We start from the raw sequence: 18,448 nt of genomic DNA, 5'->3' as shown, positions 1-18,448 counted from the left end.
TGCCGCAGCCGTCGCCCGAGGGCGGCGCGGGCCCCCAGCCGGAGGTTGCCGCCGTGCCGCGGTCCGCCGCTGCGGTCCCGGCCCAGCCGCTTCCCGGGGGCGACGCGGCCCCGACGGCACCCGCGTCCGCCGTTCCGGCCGCTGCCGGGCCCACGTCGTGGCCGGTGTCCGACGACGAGTTCCCGCCCCCGGAGCCGCTGGCGGCCACGCCCGCGTCGGCGCGGGCCGGTTCCGCCGCCTCGGGCCCGGCCGGTCCGCAGGCCGCGGCGGAACCCGGCCCGCCGGCCGCTGCGGCTGCCTCGGCCCCGGCACCCGTACCGCCGACCGCCGCGGGAGCCCCGGAGCCCGTACCCGCGGATGTCTCCGGAGCCCCGCTGCCGACGGCCGCCGCACCGGGAGACGCCCCCACGACCCCTGGCGCACCCCCGGTGGCGCCCGCCGCCCCCGCCGCGCCGCCCGGTTCCGTGCCCGAAGGTGCGGCTCCCCGTGCGGCCGTGCAGTTGGCGAAGGCGGGGGCCGCTCCGGAGAAGCCGCGGCCGCGCCATGCGGAGGACCCGTACGGCACGCCGCCCTACGGTGACCCGGGTCCGTGGGCGCCCGCGCCGCCGGTGCAGCGGCCGGTGACCACCCCGGCGCACGGCACCCACCTGCCGCCGGCAGCCGCCGCGCCCGCCTACGGTTCGGCCGCGCCGCCGCTGCCGGGCGCGCTGCCGCCCCAGGCACCCGTGCCGGGCGGCCCGTACGGCGAGCACCTGCCCGCCGAGCGGCCCGTACCGCCGCAGCCGTATCCGCAGGGCGGGAACGGTTCGGACGGCCGCGGGTTCGTGCCCGTGCCGGGGGACGGCGGGCCCCGGTCCGCCGTCGCGCGCGCGGGGCGGCAGGCGGCCGACGCCCCGCTGCCGCCCGAACGGCCCGCCCCGCACCACGACGCCTCCGGTGACCACGGCCACCTCGTCCCGCCGATGGCACAGGGCGGCGCCTGGCAGCACTACGACCCGTGGCGCGCGCCGGCCGCCCCGCCGCCCCGGCGGACCCGGCGCGGTCCGCTCGTCGTCGGTGCGGTGCTGCTCGCGCTGTTCGCCGGCGGCATCGGCGGCACTGTCGGCGCGTACGTCGAACGGCACGGCGGGCCGGGCGACATCACACTGCCGCAGGACGACGAGGCGCCCCGGCCCCGTGATCCGCACAGCGTCGCCGGGATCGCGCAGACCGCGCTGCCCGGCGTCGTCACGCTCCACGTACGGGGCAACGCCGAGCAGGGCACCGGTACCGGCTTCGTTCTCGACAAGCAGGGCCACATCCTCACCAACAACCACGTCGTGGAGCCCGCCGGGGACGGCGGCGAGATCTCCGTGACGTTCAGCGGCGGGCAGAGTGCCAAGGCGCGCGTCGTGGGCCGGGACAGCGGCTACGACCTCGCCGTCGTCCAGGTCGACGGCGTCTCCGGGCTGCATCCGCTCGCCCTCGGCAACTCCGACGCGGTCCGCGTCGGCGACCCGGTGGTGGCCATCGGCGCACCGTACGACCTCGCCAACACCGTCACCGCCGGGATCATCAGCGCCAAGCAGCGGCCCATCACGGCGGGCGGCGAGAAGGGCGACGGCAGCGACGTGTCCTACGTGGACGCGTTGCAGACGGACGCGCCCATCAACCCGGGCAACTCCGGCGGGCCGCTGGTCGACGGTCGGGCCCGGGTCATCGGCATCAACAGCGCCATCCGCGCGGCCGACGGCTCCGGCCCCGACGGCCCGGCCCAGGGCGGCAGCATAGGGCTGGGCTTCGCCATACCGATCAACCAGGCGAAACGCGTCGCCGAGGAGCTGATCAACACCGGCCGGGCCACCCACCCGGTGATCGGCGTGACGCTGGAGATGGAGTACCCGGGCGACGGCGCGCGCGTCAGCGCCGCCGGCCAGGGCGGCCGGAACCCGGTCACCCCGGGCGGCCCCGGCGCCAAGGCGGGGATCAAGGGCGGCGATGTGATCACCCGGCTGGACGGCGCCCCCGTCCACAGTGGAGACGAGCTGATCGTCAAGATCCGCAGCCACCGGCCGGGCGACACCCTGACCCTGACCCTGCGCCGCGGCGGCCGGGACCGCACCGTCCGCCTCACGCTCGGCTCGTCCGGCACCGGCTGATCGTTTGCACGGCGTTGGCGCGGGCGACTCCCGCGCGACGCCCGGGGCCAGGTACCGTGAGGGGTGGCCTGGCCCCGGGCCGCCGAACGGCCACGGACTACCAAGGAGCTGAAGGTGTTCTTCGACATAGGACCCCTGGAGCTGGTGGCTCTCGTGATCCTCGGCGTGCTCATCTTCGGCCCGGACAAGCTGCCCAAGGTCATCGGCGACGTCATGGGCTTCCTCCGCAAGGTCCGGGAGTTCTCGGACAGCGCCAAGGAAGACATCCGCAGCGAGCTGGGCCCGGAGTTCAAGGACTTCGAGTTCGACGACCTGCGCCCGAAGAACTTCGTCCGCAAGCACGTCCTGGAGAAGGACGAGTACGGCCTGAAGGACCTCCAGGAGATCCGCGACGGCTTCGACCTCAAGCAGGAGATGGCCGACGTCACCGACGCCGTCCGCAGCTACGGCGACGACGCCCCGGCGGGCGCCGCGTCCGGCGGCGGACGGCTGAACCTCTCCAAGGACGGCGCCTCCACCGGGTCCGGCCGTATCGACCTCTCGAAGAAGCCGTCCGGCGGCCTCGCCCCGGGCGAGCGTCCGCCCTTCGACACCGACGCCACCTGAGCCGTCGTCCTCCGCCCGGCCCGCGGCCCGCTCGTCCACCGGGCGGATGTCGCCCGTCACGGGCACGCCCTTGCGCTCTGTCCCGCCCGGTCACTGGCTATGCTCCCGGTGTCCGGGGTGAGGACGCCTGAGGGGGGCGGGCCGCCCACGACACAGGGCAACGAGGAGGCTCCGCGCAGATGGAGACGGTGAGTCGGGCTGCGGCCCAGGCGGATACGGCCGACGCGGGGCGGAAGGTCGACGGCTATCTGCTGGCGGCCTTCCCCTGGTACGGCCTCGATGAGGCGTTCACCGGCCCGCGCTGGCTGATGCGGGTCGGCGCCGCCGCCGACGGCACCGTCGAACACGGTGCGACCGGCCACGGCGAGGAGCCGACGATAAAGACCGAGACGCCCAAGGAAGAACGGTTCACCGTTGTGGTGACGGTCGCCGGACGCCCCGTGCGGCGCAGCGGCGACGGCACCGGCGTGCTCGACGCGACCTCCGTCTCCACCGCCGCCTGGCTGGCCGGCTCCGGGCTGCTGGCCCACACCTGGCCGTCGACGATGGACCGCGCGCTGCGCCAGGACTGGCTGGACCAGCAGACCGCGCTCGCCTGGGAGCTGGCGGACGACCTCGACGGCGAGGGCTGGAGCGAGCTGCTGCTGCCGGTCGACGGCGAACCGACCCCGTTCCGCTACCGCGAGTCCGCGTACGGCTGGGTGCTGGCGGGTTCGGCGGGCGGTGAGGACGGTGTGCACCTCGGCGCGTACGGCCGGGGGATGAGCGCCTACGGCCTCGGCTTCGGGGTGATCAAGGACCTCGCCGCGTACGAGGGCTGAGCGCGCCGCGGCTGCGCCGAGGGGGCGGACCGGAGACTTCCGGTCCGCCCCCTCGGCGGTGCGGCGGGTGGCCCGCCGGGGTCAGAACTTGTTGCGCGGGGTGATCCCCAGCGACATGCCCTGGAGACCGCGCCGGCGGCCGCCGAGCTTGCCGGCGATGGCGCGGATCGCGGCGCCGGCGGGGGAGTCGGGGTCGCTGAGGACCACCGGCTTGCCCTCGTCGCCGCCCTCGCGCAGCCGGACGTCGATCGGGATGGAGCCGAGCACCGGCACCTGCGCGCCGGTCGTCCGCGTCAGCCCCTCGGCGACCCGCTCGCCGCCGCCGGTGCCGAAGACGTCGACCATCTCGTCGCAGTGCGGGCACGGCAGCCCGGACATGTTCTCGACCACGCCGACGATCTTCTGGTGGGTCTGCACCGCGATCGACCCGGCCCGCTCGGCGACCTCCGCCGCCGCCTGCTGGGGCGTGGTGACGACGAGGATCTCGGCGTTGGGGACGAGCTGCGCCACGGAGATCGCGATGTCGCCGGTGCCGGGCGGCAGGTCGAGGAGGAGGACGTCGAGGTCGCCCCAGTAGACGTCGGCGAGGAACTGCTGGAGGGCGCGGTGCAGCATCGGGCCGCGCCAGACGACCGGGGCGTTGCCGGGCGTGAACATGCCGATCGAGATGACCTTCACGCCGTTCGCCGACGGCGGCATGATCATGTTCTCGACCTGGGTGGGGCGGCCGTCGGCGCCCAGCATCCGGGGCACGGAGTGGCCGTAGATGTCGGCGTCGACGACCCCGACCTTCAGCCCGTCCGCCGCCATCGCCGCCGCGAGGTTGACCGTCACCGACGACTTGCCGACGCCGCCCTTGCCGGAGGCGACCGCGTAGACGCGGGTCAGCGAACCGGGCTTGGCGAACGGCACCTCGCGCTCGGCGGTGGTACCGCGCAGCGCCGCCGCCAGCTCCTTGCGCTGCTCGTCGCTCATCACGTCCAGCTCGACGCTCACGCCGGTGACGCCGTCGACGCGGGCGACCGCGTCGCGGACGCCGGACGTGATCGTCTCGCGCATCGGGCAGCCGGAGACGGTGAGGTAGACGACGACCGCCACCGCGCCGTCCGCCGCGATGTCCACCGATTTGACCATCCCCAGTTCGGTGATGGGGCGGTGGATCTCGGGGTCGTTCACCGTCGCGAGCGCTTCGCGGACCGCGTCCTCGCTCGGTGCGGCGCCTGGGGGCGTGTCGGTAGCCATGCCCCGATATTACGGCGGGGTAGGCGGATGGCGGAAAGCCCGTTCAGCGGTCGCGTTCGTCACGCTCCGCGCCGTCCGGCCGCCGCGTCTCCAGTTCCCTGATCAGCTCCGCCAGCTCGGAGCGGATCCAGTCGCGGGTGGCGACCTCGCCGAGCCCGAGGCGGAGCGCCGCGATCTCCCGCGTCAGGTACTCGGTGTCGGCGATCGACCGCTCGTTGCGGTTGCGGTCCTGCTCGTGGGTGACGCGGTCGCGGTCGTCCTGGCGGTTCTGCGCCAGCAGGATCAGCGGCGCCGCGTACGACGCCTGGAGGGAGAGCGCCAGCGTCAGGAAGATGAACGGGTACTGGTCGAATCGCAGCGCCTGCGGCACGGTGACGTTCCAGCCGATCCACAGCACGATCGTGACGGTCATCCAGACGAGGAACCGGCCGGTGCCCAGGAAGCGCGCGATCTTCTCCGACAGCCGCCCGAACGCGTCCGGGTCGTACTCCGGCAGCAGGGTGCGGCGCGGTATCCGGGGCTGGTCCAGGCGGACCCGCGGCCGCTCGTTCGCGCCGCGCCGCAGCGCCGACGCGCCGTTCGCCCGCGCCCGGACGCCGTCCCGCTCCTCAGGCCCCATGGTCCACCTCCGGCGCCCGCCCGTCGTCCTCGGGCCGTTCACCGGCGGGCGCTTCCTCGCCGTGCAGCTCCGTCTCCCGCCAGTCGTCCGGCAGCAGATGGTCCAGGACGTCATCGACGGTGACGGCGCCCAGCAGCGAGCCGCTGTCGTCGACGACGGGCGCGGAGACGAGGTTGTACGTCGCCAGGTGGCGGGTCACCTCGGGCAGCGTGGCGTCCGGCGACAGCGGCGGCAGATCGGTGTCGGCGATCGAGCTGACCAGCGTGAACGGCGGATCGCGCAGCAGCCGCTGGAAGTGCACCAGGCCGAGGAACTTCCCCGTCGGCGTCTCGTCGGGCGGCCGGCAGACGTAGATCTGGGCGGCGAGCGCGGGGGAGAGGTCCGGATCGCGGACCCGGGCCAGCGCGTACGCGACCGTCGCGTCCGGCCGCAGCACGATCGGCTCCGTCGTCATCAGACCGCCCGCGGTGCGCTCCTCGTACGCCATCAGCCGCCGGACGTCCGCGGCGTCCTCCGGGCGCATCAGCGTCAGCAGCCGCTCCTTCTCCTCCTCGGGGAGTTCGGAGAGGAGGTCGGCGGCGTCGTCCGGGTCCATCGCCTCCAGCACGTCGGCGCGGCGCTGCTCCTTCAGCTTGCCGAGGATCTCGACCTGGTCGTCCTCCGGCAGCTCCTCCAGGACGTCGGCGAGCCGGTCGTCGTCGAGGGCGGCGGCGACCTCGGCGCGGCGTTTGGACGACAGATGGTGCAGGACACCGGCGAGGTCGGCGGGGCGCAGCTGCTCGAAGGTGGCGAGCAGATTCTCCGCCCCCTGCCCGTGCTCCTCCAGCGAGAACCCGGTCACCGCCGACCACTCGACGGTCAGCGCCTCGCCCGCCCGTCGCCCGCCACCGCCCGTCGCCGAAGACGCCTCGCGGCGCAGCAGCTTTCCGCGCAGCGCCCCGCCCTTCCCGCGCCGTACGAAGACCTTGTCGATCTCCCAGTCGCGGCGGGCGGGGAGCTGGATGATGCCGATGTCGAGGACGGTGACCTCCTCGCCGGTCTCCACCAGCCGCACCCGGCGGTCGAGGAGTTCACCGAGGACCAGCGTCTCGGAGGCGCGTTGCTCGAAGCGGCGCATGTTGATCACGCCGGTGGTGACGACCTGTCCGGACTCCACGCCCGTCACCCGGGTCATCGGCAGGAAGACCCGGCGCCGCTGGGCGACCTCGACGACCAGCCCGAGCAGCCGGGGCGGACGGCCCTCGCGGGTGCCGCTGCCCTTCGTCCGCAACATCGCGACCAGGTCGCGGACGCGTCCGACCTGGTCGCCGTTGGGGTCGAAGACGGCGACGCCGGACAGGTGCGAGACGAAGATCCGGGGGGTCACCACCGCCATGCAGCGCGCCTTTCGTTCTCCGGCCGGTCGGACGAGGGAAGATTTCTGTACAAATGCGTCAATCCGGGTTCAGGCTAACGCGCCCGGCTCGTCCGCGCCCCGGCGAGCGGCCCGTCCGGCGGCGGACGGCGCGGGCGCCGGAGTGTCCCCTCGGGACCGGTACGCTGCCGTTCTGCTGTCGAGGTCACCCGTAACAGGAGGCAGAACCGACGTGAGTGCAACCCCCCTGGGGCCCGGCCCCCGACCCGTGACCGCCGCCCGTCGCGCGGGGCGGACGGCGCTCCTGGGGGCGGTGGGCGCGGGGCTGGCCCTGGCGCTGACGGGATGCGCCGAGGACCCGGACGCCGGCACGAACGGCGTCGGCAAGCTGTCCGCCACCACCATCGAGGCGAAGGCACGGGCGGCGGCGAAGAGCGCCGGTACGGTCCGCCTCTCCGGCAGCTTCGTCAGCCAGGGCGCCACCTACAAGCTGGACATGCACCTCACCGGTGACGGCGCCAAGGGTGAACTGACCACCCGCAGGTCGACGTTTGCGCTGCTGCGGGTCGGCGACGCGCTCTACCTCAAGGCGGACGCCGCGTTCTGGGCGGGGGAGAAGGCGGGCGGCGGCGGGAACGACGCGGCGGCGGCGGACAAGCTCGGCGGCAAGTACGTCAAGGTGCCCGCCGCCGACCCGGTCTACAAGCGCTTCAGCGGCTTCACCGACAAGGACGACCTGCTGGGGAGCCTGCTCACCCTGCGCGGCGAACTCGCCACCGGCGACCACGCCACCGTCGGCGGCGTCAAGACCATCCGCGTCGCGGGCGGCGGCGGCACCGGCGGCACCCTCGACGTCTCCCTGGAGGGCGAGCCCTACCCCCTCCAGCTGGAACGCGGCGGCGACGCGGGCACGGTCCGCTTCGACGACTGGGACAAGGGCGTCTCCCTCAAGCCCCCGGCCCAGGACCAGATCGTCGACTACGGCAAGCAGGTCTCGGCCCCGTCGGCGGGCTGAGGGCGAGGCGGCGCCCGGACCACCCGTGACCTGCTCAGGGACGGGACCGGGGCGCGGCCGGCCGCCGGGCCCCGGTGCACGCGGACGGCGGGGGACGGAAGGAAGCCGGGAACGGCGGGCCCTCGCCGGGCGCGCGGCGCTTCGCCGGCCGGCCCGCCCCGGAAGCCGAGAAGCCCCCGCCGGCCCCGGCCCGCCCCGCCCTCAGCCCTTACGCCCCCGCCGCAGCAGCTTGGGCAGCGCCGCCGGGACCGGGCGGCGGGTGATCGCGGGGGAGGGCAGCGGCGGGGCGGCGTGGGAGTCGTCCGGCATCGCGCCGGGGCGCTGCTCGGCGCCGACCGGCTCCAGCCGCAGCACCCGGCACTCGGCCGCCCAGCGCTCCACGAGCGTCTGAGCGTCCGGCGCGTTGAGCCGCTTGCCCTTCAGCTCGTCGACGGCGGTGCGCCACGCCTCACCCTCCGGCGCCGTCTCCACCACGCGCGCCCGCCATGCCACGAGACGGCCGCCCTTGTCCTTGCTGCGGACGGTGACCGTCGCGCTGCCGCCGTCGGTCAGCCCCAGATCCGCCAGCGGCTGCTCGCCCGCACCGTCCCCGACCAGGCACGCCGCACCGTCCACCCACTGATGCCACAGCGCCCGCGACGGACCGGTGGCCCCCCGCACCCAGATCAGCCCGGACTTCTTCGTGGCCTCTTCGATGAGCGCGCGGTCCTGGAGCGCCTGCGACGGGGTCGATGTCATGCCCGTCAGCCTAATGGGCCTTACGCACGCGCCCCGGGCCGCCGTCAGAGCCAGCCGTTGCGCTTGAACCCGCGGTGGATGCCGAAGCAGAGCGCGACGGTCGCCACCAGCACCGCCGGGTAGCCGTACTTCCAGTGCAGCTCCGGCATGTTGTTGAAGTTCATGCCGTAGATCCCGGCGATCATCGTGGGTACGGCGAAGATCGCGGCCCACGAGGTGATCTTGCGCATGTCCTCGTTCTGCGCGACGGCCGCCTGCGCCAGGTTGGCCTGGAGGATGGAGTTGAGCAGGTCGTCGAAGGAGAGCACCTGCTCGTTGACGCGCGCCAGGTGGTCGGCGACGTCGCGGAAGTACTTCTGGATGTCGGAATCGACGGGCCGCATCGGCCGCTCGCTCAGCAGCTGCAACGGCCGCAGCAACGGCGACACCGCCCGCTTGAACTCCAGGACCTCACGCTTGAGTTGGTAGATCCGCCCGGCGTCGCCGCCCCGTGTCCCGCCCCGCCCGGCACCCGAGCTGAAGACGTCGATCTCCACCTCGTCGATGTCGTCCTGCACCGCGCCCGCGACCGCGATGTACCCGTCGACGACCTGGTCGGCGATGGCGTGCAGGACCGCCGACGGGCCCTTGGCCAGCAGCTCCGGGTCGTCCTGGAGTCGGTGGCGCAGCGCCCGCAGCGAGCCCTGCCCGCCGTGCCGGACGGTGACGATGAAGTCCCGCCCGGTGAAGCACATCACCTCGCCGGTCTCCACGACCTCGCTGGTCGAGGTCAGCTCCGCGTGCTCGACGTAGTGCACGGTCTTGAACACCGTGAAGAGGGTGTCGTCGTACCGCTCCAGCTTCGGCCGCTGATGGGCGTGGACGGCGTCCTCGACGGCGAGCGGGTGCAGCCCGAACTCCGCGGCGATACCGGCGAATTCCGCCTCCGACGGCTCGTGCAGCCCGATCCACGCGAAACCGCCCTCGCTCCGTACGCTCGCCATCGCCTCGGCGGCGGTGCAGGCGGCCCGCACCCGCCGCCCCTCGCGGTACACGGCGCAGTCGACGACGGCGCTGTTGACGCAGGCCGGGGCGGACTTCTCGTAGCCGAAGGCGGCGCCGTCACGGCGGCGGGAGGGACGGACGGCGGCGCGCAGGTCACGGATCATCGACATGGCAAGCTCCTTCACGGGCCGGCCGTCAGCGGCGTGCGCGGGGCGTAACGCAGCCCGGAACGTGGACGTACGAGGCGTCATCGGCCGTACGTCCGCAAAGCGGGCGGCGTTCCGTGCCGGGGCACTGACGGCGCGCGGAGAATTCGAGGAATTCGCTGAGAGATACGGAACAGAGGGGCGAAGGCGCTCTTCCGTCATCTCCGTCCGACGCGAAGGAACTTCACGAGGTTTCGCCGCTGGGCCGCGGGGTACGGAAGCCTTCGGCGTTTCAGAAGATTCGCTGCGCGAGAGGGATGACAGGAGAACTATCGGTACTGCACGGTCGACTCGGATCCACCGCAGCCCCACCTCCTCCGGCCGGTCCCCGCTGGGGGACGACGTCATTCCCTGACCAGATGGCAGGCTATCAGCCGCCCGTGGTGCCACCGCGCCGCTTTGCCTGTTCGATACGAAGCCGATTCACGGCGTTCTCCCGCCTGCCCGCAACGCGGGCCCGAGGCCGTTCCCTGGGCTCCGGGACGGGCCGCCAGGCGTCCCGAGGGCCGCTCTATGCTCGCGGGCATGTCTGACGTTCTCGATCTGGTCGAAGCCCGGCTGCGCACCGCCCTGGGCGAGCCGGACGCCCGCGCCGCCGTCACCTTCCTCGGCACCGACCGTATCGAGGTGCTCCGCTTCGTCGGTGACGGCGTGGTGCGCTACGCCACACTCGGGATGTCCGCGCACCCGATGACGGACCCGGCGGGCGCCGCCCCCGGGTTGGGCGCGCCCCCGTCGGTGGTGTTCGCCGATCCGGTGGCCGGGCCCCGCGCCGAGCTGGTGATCACGCTGCGGCCGGGCCGCGCCGATATCGACAAGGTGCTGCGGCCGCTCGCCGTGCTCGCCGCGTCGCCGCAGGTCGAGGGCGTGGTGGTGGCGCCGGGCGCCTCCTTGGACACCGGGGAGCCGCTGTGGCCGGGCGCCGGTTTCACCTCCGTACTGGTCGCCGCGTCCGGAGGGCTCGTCGAGGACCTGGAGCTGGACCCGCCGCTGGATCCGGTGCGCTTCCTGCCGCTGTTGCCGATGACGCCCAACGAGGCGGCGTGGAAGCGGGTGCACGGGGCGGAGGCGCTCCAGGAGCGCTGGCTGGCGCAGGGCACGGACCTGCGGGACCCGCTGCGCGGCGGCGCGGATCTGTCGTGAGGCGTCGCGTGTGCGGTGCCGGGCACCGGCGGGCGGCGGGCGTACGGCCGTGGCCTGCGGTGGCCTCCGGCGTGCGGCGGACCCTCGGCCGGGGGCGGGCCAGCGGCGCGCACCGCTCCCGGGTGAGGGGCGTCCCGACCGGTCGGGTGATCGTCCTTGACGCGGCCGCGCGCCTGGAGGACCGTGGATCCCTATGAGGGGTGAACCCAGTTGCCCGAAGTGCGGTGGCCGCGTCCGGGCGCCCGGTCTCTTCTCCGACTCCTGGCAGTGCGCCGTGCACGGCACCGTGCAGCCGCTCCAGCCGGTCGTCCCACCGAGCGTCGAAGCACTCAGCGTTGTCGTGAACCGGTCACAGGTGCCGGTGTGGATGCCCTGGCCGCTGCCGGTCGGCTGGCTCTTCACGGGGGTGGCCTGCGCCGGTGACGACCGCAGCGGCGGCCGTGCCACCGCCGTCGCCTGCTCCGGCCCCGGCCCGCTCGGGGGCCCCGGCGAACTCCTGCTGATCGCCGAGGAGCTGGGTGTGGGGCTCGGCGCCCGCTACGCCGGGATCGACGGCCCGGACCCCGGACCCGGTATGCGCGTCGACGGCGCCCCGCACACCAAGGTCCTCGCCTCCGGCCGCCCGACACCGATGTGGCACGTCGAGGGCGCCCCGGCCGACCGCGCGGTCTTCGCCGGGGAGGCCCGCGGACTGTGGCTGTGGGCGATCGTCTGGCCCGAGCAGTCCGGGCTGATGATGTACGACGAGCTGGTCCTGACCGATCTGCGCGAGGCGGGCGCCGAGGTGGACCTGCTGCCGTGCGGGGCGCTCTCCCCGCGCATCCTCTCCTGAGCCCGGCGCCGTACCGCACCGCGTACGGCGGCTCCGCCGCGGGGTGGCCGCTCGCCGGCGCCGGGAGGCGGACGGGGGCTTCCGGCGGGCCGGTATCCTTGGCGCGACGCCCTCCGGTGCGCTACGGCGCCCGCCCGGGGCGCCGTCCGGTCACCGTCCCGTAGCGCAGGGGGGAGTTCGTCGTGCGCATCGATCTGCACACCCACTCCACCGCGTCCGACGGTACGGACACCCCCGCCGAGCTGGTCGCCCGTGCCGCCGCGCGCGCCCTGGACGTCGTCGCGCTGACCGACCACGACACCGTCGCCGGGCACGCCGCGGCGCGTGGTGCGCTGCCCGCCGGGCTGACGCTGGTCACCGGCGCCGAGCTGTCCTGCCGGATCGACGGCACCGGGCTGCACATGCTCGCCTACCTCTTCGACCCGGACGAGCCGGTGTTCGCCCGGGAGCGGGAGCTGCTCCGCGACGACCGGGTGCCGCGCGCCCGGGGCATGGTCGCCAAGCTCCGGGAGCTGGGCGTGCCGATCACCTGGGAGCGGGTCGCCGCGATCGCCGGGGACGGCGCCGTGGGGCGGCCGCACGTGGCCACCGCCATGGTCGAGCTGGGCGTCGTGCCGACCGTCTCCGACGCGTTCACCCCGCAGTGGCTGGCCAACGACGGCCGTGCGTACGTCGACAAGCACGAGCTGGACCCGTTCGCGGCGCTCCGGCTGATCAAGGACGCGGGGGGTGTCGCCGTCGTCGCGCACCCCGCGGCCGTCAAGCGCGGCGCGTGTGTGCCCGAGGGCGCCCTCGTCGAACTGGCCGCCGCCGGGCTCGACGGCATCGAGGTCGATCACATGGACCACGACGCGCCCACCCGCGCCCGGCTGCGCGGACTCGCCGCCGAGCTGGGGCTGCTGACCACGGGCTCCAGCGACTACCACGGCACGCGCAAGAGCTGCGACCTCGGTGAGTACACCACCGACCCCGAGATCTACGGCGAGATCGTCCGCCGGGCCACCGGCGCCTTCCCCGTCCCCGGCGCGGGCGGCTGAGCCCGAGCCGCCGGAGTCCGGCGGCTTCTCCCCCTTCCGGCGCCCGCCCCTGTGCGGTGCGTCCGCGCGCCGCCGTGCCGGTGCGCCGTCCCCCTCCGCTCCTTCGCAAGGCCATTCATCACCGTGTTCGACGTCGCTGCCTTCAGCACTCTCTTCGTGACCCTTTTTGTCATCATGGATCCCCCCGGGATCACCCCGATCTTCCTCGGGCTGACCGCCGGGCGCCCCGCCAAGGTCCAGCGCCGGATGGCCTGGCAGGCGGCGGTCGTCGCGTTCTGCGTCATCGCCGTCTTCGGGGTCTTCGGCCGCCAGATCCTGGGCCGGCTGCACATCAGCACGCCCGCGCTGATGATCGCGGGCGGGCTGCTCCTGCTGCTCGTCGCGCTGAACCTGCTCACCGGCAAGTCCGAGGAGCCCACGCAGACCAAGGACGTCAACGTGGCGCTGGTCCCGCTGGGCATGCCGCTGCTGGCCGGGCCCGGCGCGATCGTCTCGGTGATCCTCGCCGTCCAGCACGCCCACGGCGTCACCGCGCAGCTGTCGGTGTGGACCGCCATCGTGGCGATCCATCTCGTCCTCTACCTGGCGATGCGGTTCTCGCTGCTGATCATCCGCGTGATCAAGGACGGCGGTGTGGTGCTGGTGACCCGGCTCGCCGGCATGATGCTCTCCGCGCTCGCCGTGCAGCAGATCATCAACGGCGTCACCCAGGTCATCCAGGGCACCTGACCGGCCCCGGACGCAGTCGCGCCCCCGTACGGCAGGTCCGTACGGGGGCGCATCCGTGTCCACCGCGCGGGGCGGCTTCGGCGTTACCGGGCGGCGACGGTGTCGGCCGGGCGGATGTAGATGCGCTGGCCGATTGCGGCGGCCTGCTGCACGATCCGGTTGACGGAGGCGGCGTCCACGACGGTGCTGTCCACGGCGGTGCCGTCGACATCGTCCAGGCGCATGATCTCGAAGCGCATACGGCTTCCCTTCGTCTGATCCTCCTGCTGGAGAACTGATGGATGGCGAGCGCGGGCGTCGCTGCCCGAGCTTCTGACCTGTCCAACGTCCTGGCCGCCTGCAAACATTCCCTACGCTAAAGAAAATTTTCGATGGTCTAAGTATTTGCTGGTGAGGAGGGGAAAACACGGGTCCGGACCGCTACCGGCCCGGACCCGTGGCGACCGGCACGCACCGCCGGAGGATCGGCCCGTACGGGCCGGAGGACGGCTCAGTACTCGCTCCAGAAGGCGGCCAGAGCGGCGGCGGTCACATCGGGGCGTTCCGCGTTGGGGGAGTGCTCCGCGCCGTCGATGACCGTCCGGCGGGCGGCCAGCCGCACCGCCATCTTGTCGATCAGCGGCACCGGCCAGGCGTAGTCCACCACGCCGGAGACCAGATGCTTGGGCAGCGGCACCGCGGCCAGTTCGTCGACCCGGTCCGGCTCCTCCAGCATCTGCCGCCCGGCGGCGATCAGCTGCTCGGGGACGGTCGCCAGCCAACGCCGCCGCATGAAGTCACCGATCTCCGGCGCCTCGTCGTCCGCCGCCTCCGGTGGCTCCATCGACTGCATGACCTCCCAGACCTGCGCCATGTCCATCGAGCCGAGCGCGTCGATCAGCATCCGTACGCGGACCTGCTGCGCCGGGTCGACGGCCGCCGGGCCGGAGCTGAGGATCGTCAGCGACCGGAACGGCACCGGGTCCGCCAGCACCGCCGCCCGGCTCACCAGCCCGCCGAACGAATGCCCCAGCAGATGCACCGGGCCGCCCAGCGCACGGGCCTGTGCCAGGACGTCCTGCGCCAGCGCGTCCTGCGTGTAGGCGGCGACGTCGCGGGGGCCGGGCGACTCGAACTGGCCGCGGCCGTCCACCGCCACCGCCCGGAAACCGGCGGCGGCGAGCGGCGCGAGCAGCCCGATGAAGTCCTCCTTGCTGCCGGTGAAACCCGGGACCAGCAGTGCCGTGCCCAGCGGCGTCCGCTCGGGCAGGGCGTCGTGCGCGGCGAACTCCCCGCGCGGGGTGACCAGACGCCGCGCGCGGGCGCACGGCGGGAGCGTGAGTGTCGGCGGGCTGCTCATGGCTCCGAGGCTATCCGCCCGCCCCGGGGGCGCTGGTGCGCGGCGGCCCGCTGCGGCCCCGGGTTCGCCCGGTGGGCGGCGCCTTCCGGACGGGCCGGCGGCCGGTGGGCGGACGCTCCCGTACGGGCCGGTGGCCTGGTGGGCGGGCGGCCGGGGCGGGCGGCCGCCCCGGGGAGCGGGCGCCTTTCGGACGTAACTGACGGCGGGCGGGTGCTCTTCGGGGCCCGGGGCGGGCCGGCGTCCCCGTACGCGCCGACGGCCCGCCCCCGCCGGGTGGCGGGAACGGGCCGTCGGCCGGGTGCTGCGGATCAGCTCTCCGGCGTCGCCTCGGCGGCCGGGGCCTTCGCGCGGGTGCGGCGGCGGACCGGCTCGGCGGCGGCCTCGGCCGCCTCCGCGGTCTTGGCCGCGGCGCTCTTCCGCGTCCGCTTGGGCTTCGCGGGGGCCTCCGCGCCCTCGGCGGTCTCCACGGCCTTCGCGGCGGCGGTCTTCCGCGTCCGCTTCGGCTTCGCGGGCGCCTCCGCGCCGTCGGCGGTCTCCACGGCCTCGGCGGCCTTCGCGGCTGCCGTCTTACGGGTCCGCCTGGGCTTGGCGGGCGCCTCGGCGCCCTCGGCGGTCTCCACGGCCTTCGCGGCGGCGGTCTTCCGGGTGCGCTTCGGCTTCGCCTCCTCGGCGACCGGTGCGGCGGGCGCCTCGGCGGTCTCCACCGCGGCCACGGCGGCCTGCGGAGCCTGTGCCTCGGCGGGCTTCGCACCGCGCGTCCGGCGGCGGCGCGGCTTCGCCGGGGCGGCCTCCGCCTCCTCGGCGGCGGGCGCCGCGGGCTGCGCGTCCGCGACCGGCGTCACGGCCTCGGCCGCCCGGCCACGGGTCCGGCGACGGCGGCGCGGCTGGCGCGCCTCGCCGCCCTCGGCCGGTGCGCCCTCCGCGGAGTCCAGCGCGGCCTCGGCCTGCGGGGCCGCGGCGCCGTCGACGGCCGCGCCGCCTCGGGTGCGCCGCCGCTGACGGGGCGTACGGGTGCGCTCCGGGCGCTCCGTCGCCGCCGGTGCCTGACCCCGGCCCCGACCGCGGCCGCCGGTCTCACCGAGGTCCTCGACCTCTTCGGCGGCGAGCCCGGCGCGGGTCCGCTCCGAGCGCGGCAGCACGCCCTTGGTGCCCGCCGGGATGTGCAGCTGCTCGTAGAGGTGCGGGGAGGTGGAGTACGTCTCCTCCGGCTCGTCGAACGGCAGGTCCAGCGCCTTGTTGATCAGCTTCCAGCGCGGGATGTCGTCCCAGTCGACGAGGGTGACCGCGGTGCCCTTGGCGCCCGCGCGGCCGGTGCGGCCGATGCGGTGCAGGTAGGTCTTCTCGTCCTCGGGGGACTGGTAGTTGATGACGTGCGTCACGCCCTCGACGTCGATACCGCGGGCGGCGACGTCGGTGCAGACCAGGACGTCGACCTTGCCGTTGCGGAAGGCGCGCAGCGCCTGCTCGCGGGCGCCCTGGCCGAGGTCGCCGTGGACCGCGCCGGACGCGAAACCGCGCCGCGCGAGCTGATCGGCGATGTCGGCGGCGGTCCGCTTCGTGCGGCAGAACACCATGGCCAGGCCCCGGCCCTCGGCCTGGAGGATCCGCGCGACCATCTCGGGCTTGTCCAGGGAGTGCGCGCGGAAGACGTGCTGGGTGGTGTTGGCGACGGTCTGGCCCTCGTCGTCCGGCGCGGTGGCGCGGATGTGCGTGGGCTGCGACATGTAGCGGCGCGCCAGCGAGATGACCTGACCCGGCATGGTGGCCGAGAACAGCATCGTCTGCCGCTTGGCCGGCAGCAGCTGGATGATCCGCTCGACGTCCGGCAGGAAGCCGAGGTCCAGCATCTCGTCGGCCTCGTCCAGCACCAGGCTGCGGACCTTCGACAGGTCGAGCTTGCGCTGGCCCGCGAGGTCGAGGAGGCGGCCCGGGGTGCCGACGACGACGTCGACGCCCTTCTGCAACGCCTCGACCTGCGGCTCGTACGCCCGGCCGCCGTAGATCGCCAGCACCCGGACGTTGCGTACCTTGCCGGCGGTGAGCAGGTCGTTGGTGACCTGCTGGCACAGCTCGCGGGTGGGGACGACGACGAGCGCCTGCGGCGCCTCGGTCAGCTGCTCGGGGGTGGAGCGGCCCGCCTCGACGTCGGCGGGGACGGTGACGCGCTCCAGCAGCGGCAGGCCGAAGCCCAGCGTCTTACCGGTGCCGGTCTTCGCCTGGCCGATGACGTCGCTGCCGGAGAGCGCGACGGGGAGCGTCAGCTCCTGGATGGGAAAGGGGGAAACGATGCCGACGGCTTCGAGGGCCTCGGCGGTCTCGGGGAAAATCCCGAGCTCTCGGAACGTAGACAGAATCTTGCCTCTTCTGTGAGACGCGGCGTGAGGCGGCGAAGGGGGTCGTACCGCGCTTCGTACGGGGTGTGTACGGGCCGGGTTGCAAAGCCGACGGTGCGCGGGACCACTGCCAACGCTCAGGCACTCCTGCCGCGAGCGGTGTCCCTCCTGCTGATGCGTACGTCGCGTACGCGCCGCGGGGGAGGGCGGTCGGGTTGGAGCCGATCGGGCCACCGACCGGGCATCCGCATGCGTGGAACGACCCACCGATACTCGGCGGGCGCATTACCACTGTACCCCGGATGCGACGGGACACCCGAAGGCTTGTCTGAGTGAGAAAGGGAACAAGCCGCCCCGGGGCCGCTCCCCGGGCGGCCGGGAGCCCGCCGCGCGGCCCGGCGGCCGGGCGCTGCGGGCGCCGCCCGGCGGCTATTGTGCCGGTCATGGAGACGCCAGACACCGCCACCGCCGACGCGCCGGAACCGACCGGGATCGCCGCCCAGAACTGGACGGAGGCATCCGCCGAGCCGCACTACCGCGCCGCCGTGATCGACCTGCTGGGCGCCCTCGCCTACGGCGAGCTGTCCGCCTTCGAGCGGCTCGCGGAGGACTCGAAGCTCGCGCCGACCATGGACGACAAGGCCGAGCTGGCCAAGATGGCGTCGGCGGAGTTCCACCACTTCGAGCGGCTGCGGCAGCGCCTCGCCGACATCGAGGCGGAGCCCAACGAGGCGATGGAGCCGTTCGCCGCCGCGCTGGACGAGTTCCACCGCCAGACCGCGCCGTCGGACTGGCTGGAGGGCCTGGTCAAGGCGTACGTCGGCGACTCGATCGCCAGTGACTTCTACCGTGAGGTCGCCGCCCGGCTGGACTCCGACACCCGCGCTCTGGTGCTGACCGTCCTGGACGACACCGGCCACGCCACCTTCGCGGTCGAGAAGGTGCGTGCCGCGATCGAGGCGGACCCGCGGGTCGGCGGGCGGCTGGCGCTGTGGGCGCGGCGGCTGATGGGCGAGGCGCTGTCGCAGGCGCAGCGGGTGGTCGCCGACCGCGACGCGCTCTCGACGATGCTGGTCGGCGGCGTCGCCGACGGCTTCGACCTGGCCGAGGTGGGCCGGATGTTCTCCCGGATCACCGAGGCGCACACCAAGCGGATGGCCGCCCTGGGGCTGGCCGCCTGAGCGGCCCGCCCGGACGGACACGGGGAGCGGGGGAGGGAAGAGGTGGTCCGGGGGGGTCTCCCCGTTTCCACCTGCCGACGGGGGGGGCGAACCCCCTAAGGAGCCACGGATACAGGAGAAAAAAAAGGAAA

At 74.2% G+C, this 18,448-nt stretch carries 17 protein-coding genes; 9 read left to right on the top strand and 8 right to left on the bottom strand.

Annotated elements, in window-relative coordinates:
• Window positions 1-197: 197 nt before the first annotated feature.
• The 3 genes from ACZ4M8_RS07695 to ACZ4M8_RS07685 all read left to right on the top strand — a co-directional run bounded on the left by ACZ4M8_RS07695 (window position 198) and on the right by ACZ4M8_RS07685 (window position 3,565).
• Window positions 198-2,138: a S1C family serine protease gene (locus ACZ4M8_RS07695; protein WP_467605297.1), complete on the top strand. Its 1,941-nt coding sequence runs from the start codon at window positions 198-200 to the stop codon at window positions 2,136-2,138.
• 114 nt (window positions 2,139-2,252) lie between these two features.
• The gene (locus tag ACZ4M8_RS07690) at window positions 2,253-2,744 is read left to right on the top strand and encodes a sec-independent translocase (protein ID WP_467604243.1); all 492 of its coding nucleotides are present in this window, start codon (window positions 2,253-2,255) and stop codon (window positions 2,742-2,744) included.
• A gap of 179 nt (window positions 2,745-2,923) precedes the next feature.
• Window positions 2,924-3,565, top strand: a complete 642-nt coding sequence (locus ACZ4M8_RS07685; protein ID WP_467604240.1) for a hypothetical protein — start codon at window positions 2,924-2,926, stop codon at window positions 3,563-3,565.
• A gap of 81 nt (window positions 3,566-3,646) precedes the next feature.
• Here the strand turns inward: ACZ4M8_RS07685 and ACZ4M8_RS07680 are convergent, their stop codons facing one another.
• The 3 genes from ACZ4M8_RS07680 to ACZ4M8_RS07670 are packed head-to-tail and all read right to left on the bottom strand — an operon-like array spanning window position 3,647 to window position 6,801.
• Window positions 3,647-4,807 carry an Mrp/NBP35 family ATP-binding protein gene (locus tag ACZ4M8_RS07680; protein WP_467604239.1) on the bottom strand — a complete coding sequence of 387 codons (1,161 nt, stop codon included), beginning with the start codon at window positions 4,805-4,807 and terminating at the stop codon, window positions 3,647-3,649.
• Between the two features lie 43 nt (window positions 4,808-4,850).
• Complete coding sequence (locus ACZ4M8_RS07675; RefSeq protein WP_467604237.1) at window positions 4,851-5,426, bottom strand: DUF1003 domain-containing protein; 576 nt, start codon at window positions 5,424-5,426, stop codon at window positions 4,851-4,853.
• Window positions 5,416-6,801, bottom strand: a complete 1,386-nt coding sequence (locus ACZ4M8_RS07670) for a magnesium transporter MgtE N-terminal domain-containing protein (RefSeq protein WP_467604235.1) — start codon at window positions 6,799-6,801, stop codon at window positions 5,416-5,418. Before ACZ4M8_RS07670 ends, ACZ4M8_RS07675 begins: the two co-directional genes overlap by 11 nt.
• A 211-nt stretch (window positions 6,802-7,012) precedes the next feature.
• On the opposite strand from ACZ4M8_RS07670, the gene ACZ4M8_RS07665 reads away from it, so the two are divergent.
• Window positions 7,013-7,795, top strand: coding sequence for a hypothetical protein (locus ACZ4M8_RS07665; RefSeq protein ID WP_467604234.1), 783 nt, complete (start codon window positions 7,013-7,015; stop codon window positions 7,793-7,795).
• A 201-nt stretch (window positions 7,796-7,996) separates the two neighbouring features.
• Here ACZ4M8_RS07665 and ACZ4M8_RS07660 read toward each other — a convergent pair whose 3' ends face one another.
• Entirely contained in the window at window positions 7,997-8,533 is a 537-nt protein-coding gene (locus ACZ4M8_RS07660) for a hypothetical protein (protein ID WP_467604231.1), read from the bottom strand.
• A 44-nt stretch (window positions 8,534-8,577) separates the two neighbouring features.
• Window positions 8,578-9,687 carry a magnesium and cobalt transport protein CorA gene (locus ACZ4M8_RS07655; RefSeq protein WP_467604229.1) on the bottom strand — a complete coding sequence of 370 codons (1,110 nt, stop codon included), beginning with the start codon at window positions 9,685-9,687 and terminating at the stop codon, window positions 8,578-8,580.
• Window positions 9,688-10,248: 561 nt separating this feature from the next.
• Between ACZ4M8_RS07655 and ACZ4M8_RS07650 the strand changes: the two genes are divergently transcribed.
• The 4 genes from ACZ4M8_RS07650 (at window position 10,249) to ACZ4M8_RS07635 (ending at window position 13,464) form a co-directional block, all read left to right on the top strand.
• Window positions 10,249-10,866: a suppressor of fused domain protein gene (locus ACZ4M8_RS07650; protein WP_467604227.1), complete on the top strand. Its 618-nt coding sequence runs from the start codon at window positions 10,249-10,251 to the stop codon at window positions 10,864-10,866.
• A gap of 193 nt (window positions 10,867-11,059) precedes the next feature.
• Window positions 11,060-11,698 (top strand): DUF6758 family protein, encoded by a 639-nt coding sequence (locus ACZ4M8_RS07645; protein ID WP_467604225.1) that lies wholly within the window; start codon window positions 11,060-11,062, stop codon window positions 11,696-11,698.
• A gap of 182 nt (window positions 11,699-11,880) precedes the next feature.
• Window positions 11,881-12,735, top strand: coding sequence for a PHP domain-containing protein (locus ACZ4M8_RS07640; protein WP_467604223.1), 855 nt, complete (start codon window positions 11,881-11,883; stop codon window positions 12,733-12,735).
• 123 nt (window positions 12,736-12,858) lie between these two features.
• On the top strand, window positions 12,859-13,464 hold the full coding sequence (locus tag ACZ4M8_RS07635) for a MarC family protein (protein WP_467604221.1): 606 nt from the start codon (window positions 12,859-12,861) through the stop codon (window positions 13,462-13,464).
• An 83-nt stretch (window positions 13,465-13,547) separates the two neighbouring features.
• Here ACZ4M8_RS07635 and ACZ4M8_RS07630 read toward each other — a convergent pair whose 3' ends face one another.
• The 3 genes from ACZ4M8_RS07630 to ACZ4M8_RS07620 all read right to left on the bottom strand — a co-directional run bounded on the left by ACZ4M8_RS07630 (window position 13,548) and on the right by ACZ4M8_RS07620 (window position 17,277).
• The gene (locus ACZ4M8_RS07630) at window positions 13,548-13,703 is read right to left on the bottom strand and encodes a hypothetical protein (RefSeq protein WP_169750032.1); all 156 of its coding nucleotides are present in this window, start codon (window positions 13,701-13,703) and stop codon (window positions 13,548-13,550) included.
• 251 nt (window positions 13,704-13,954) lie between these two features.
• Window positions 13,955-14,803 carry an alpha/beta fold hydrolase gene (locus ACZ4M8_RS07625; protein WP_467604220.1) on the bottom strand — a complete coding sequence of 283 codons (849 nt, stop codon included), beginning with the start codon at window positions 14,801-14,803 and terminating at the stop codon, window positions 13,955-13,957.
• A gap of 308 nt (window positions 14,804-15,111) precedes the next feature.
• Entirely contained in the window at window positions 15,112-17,277 is a 2,166-nt protein-coding gene (locus ACZ4M8_RS07620) for a DEAD/DEAH box helicase (RefSeq protein ID WP_467605295.1), read from the bottom strand.
• 302 nt (window positions 17,278-17,579) lie between these two features.
• On the opposite strand from ACZ4M8_RS07620, the gene ACZ4M8_RS07615 reads away from it, so the two are divergent.
• Window positions 17,580-18,317, top strand: a complete 738-nt coding sequence (locus tag ACZ4M8_RS07615; RefSeq protein ID WP_467604218.1) for a ferritin-like fold-containing protein — start codon at window positions 17,580-17,582, stop codon at window positions 18,315-18,317.
• Window positions 18,318-18,448: the final 131 nt, after the last annotated feature.

It is taken from the genome of Streptomyces sp. NPDC027185, assembly GCF_055567035.1.
The sequence above is the reverse complement of the archived record's forward strand: the minus strand, read 5'-3'. Positions and strand labels throughout refer to the sequence as shown.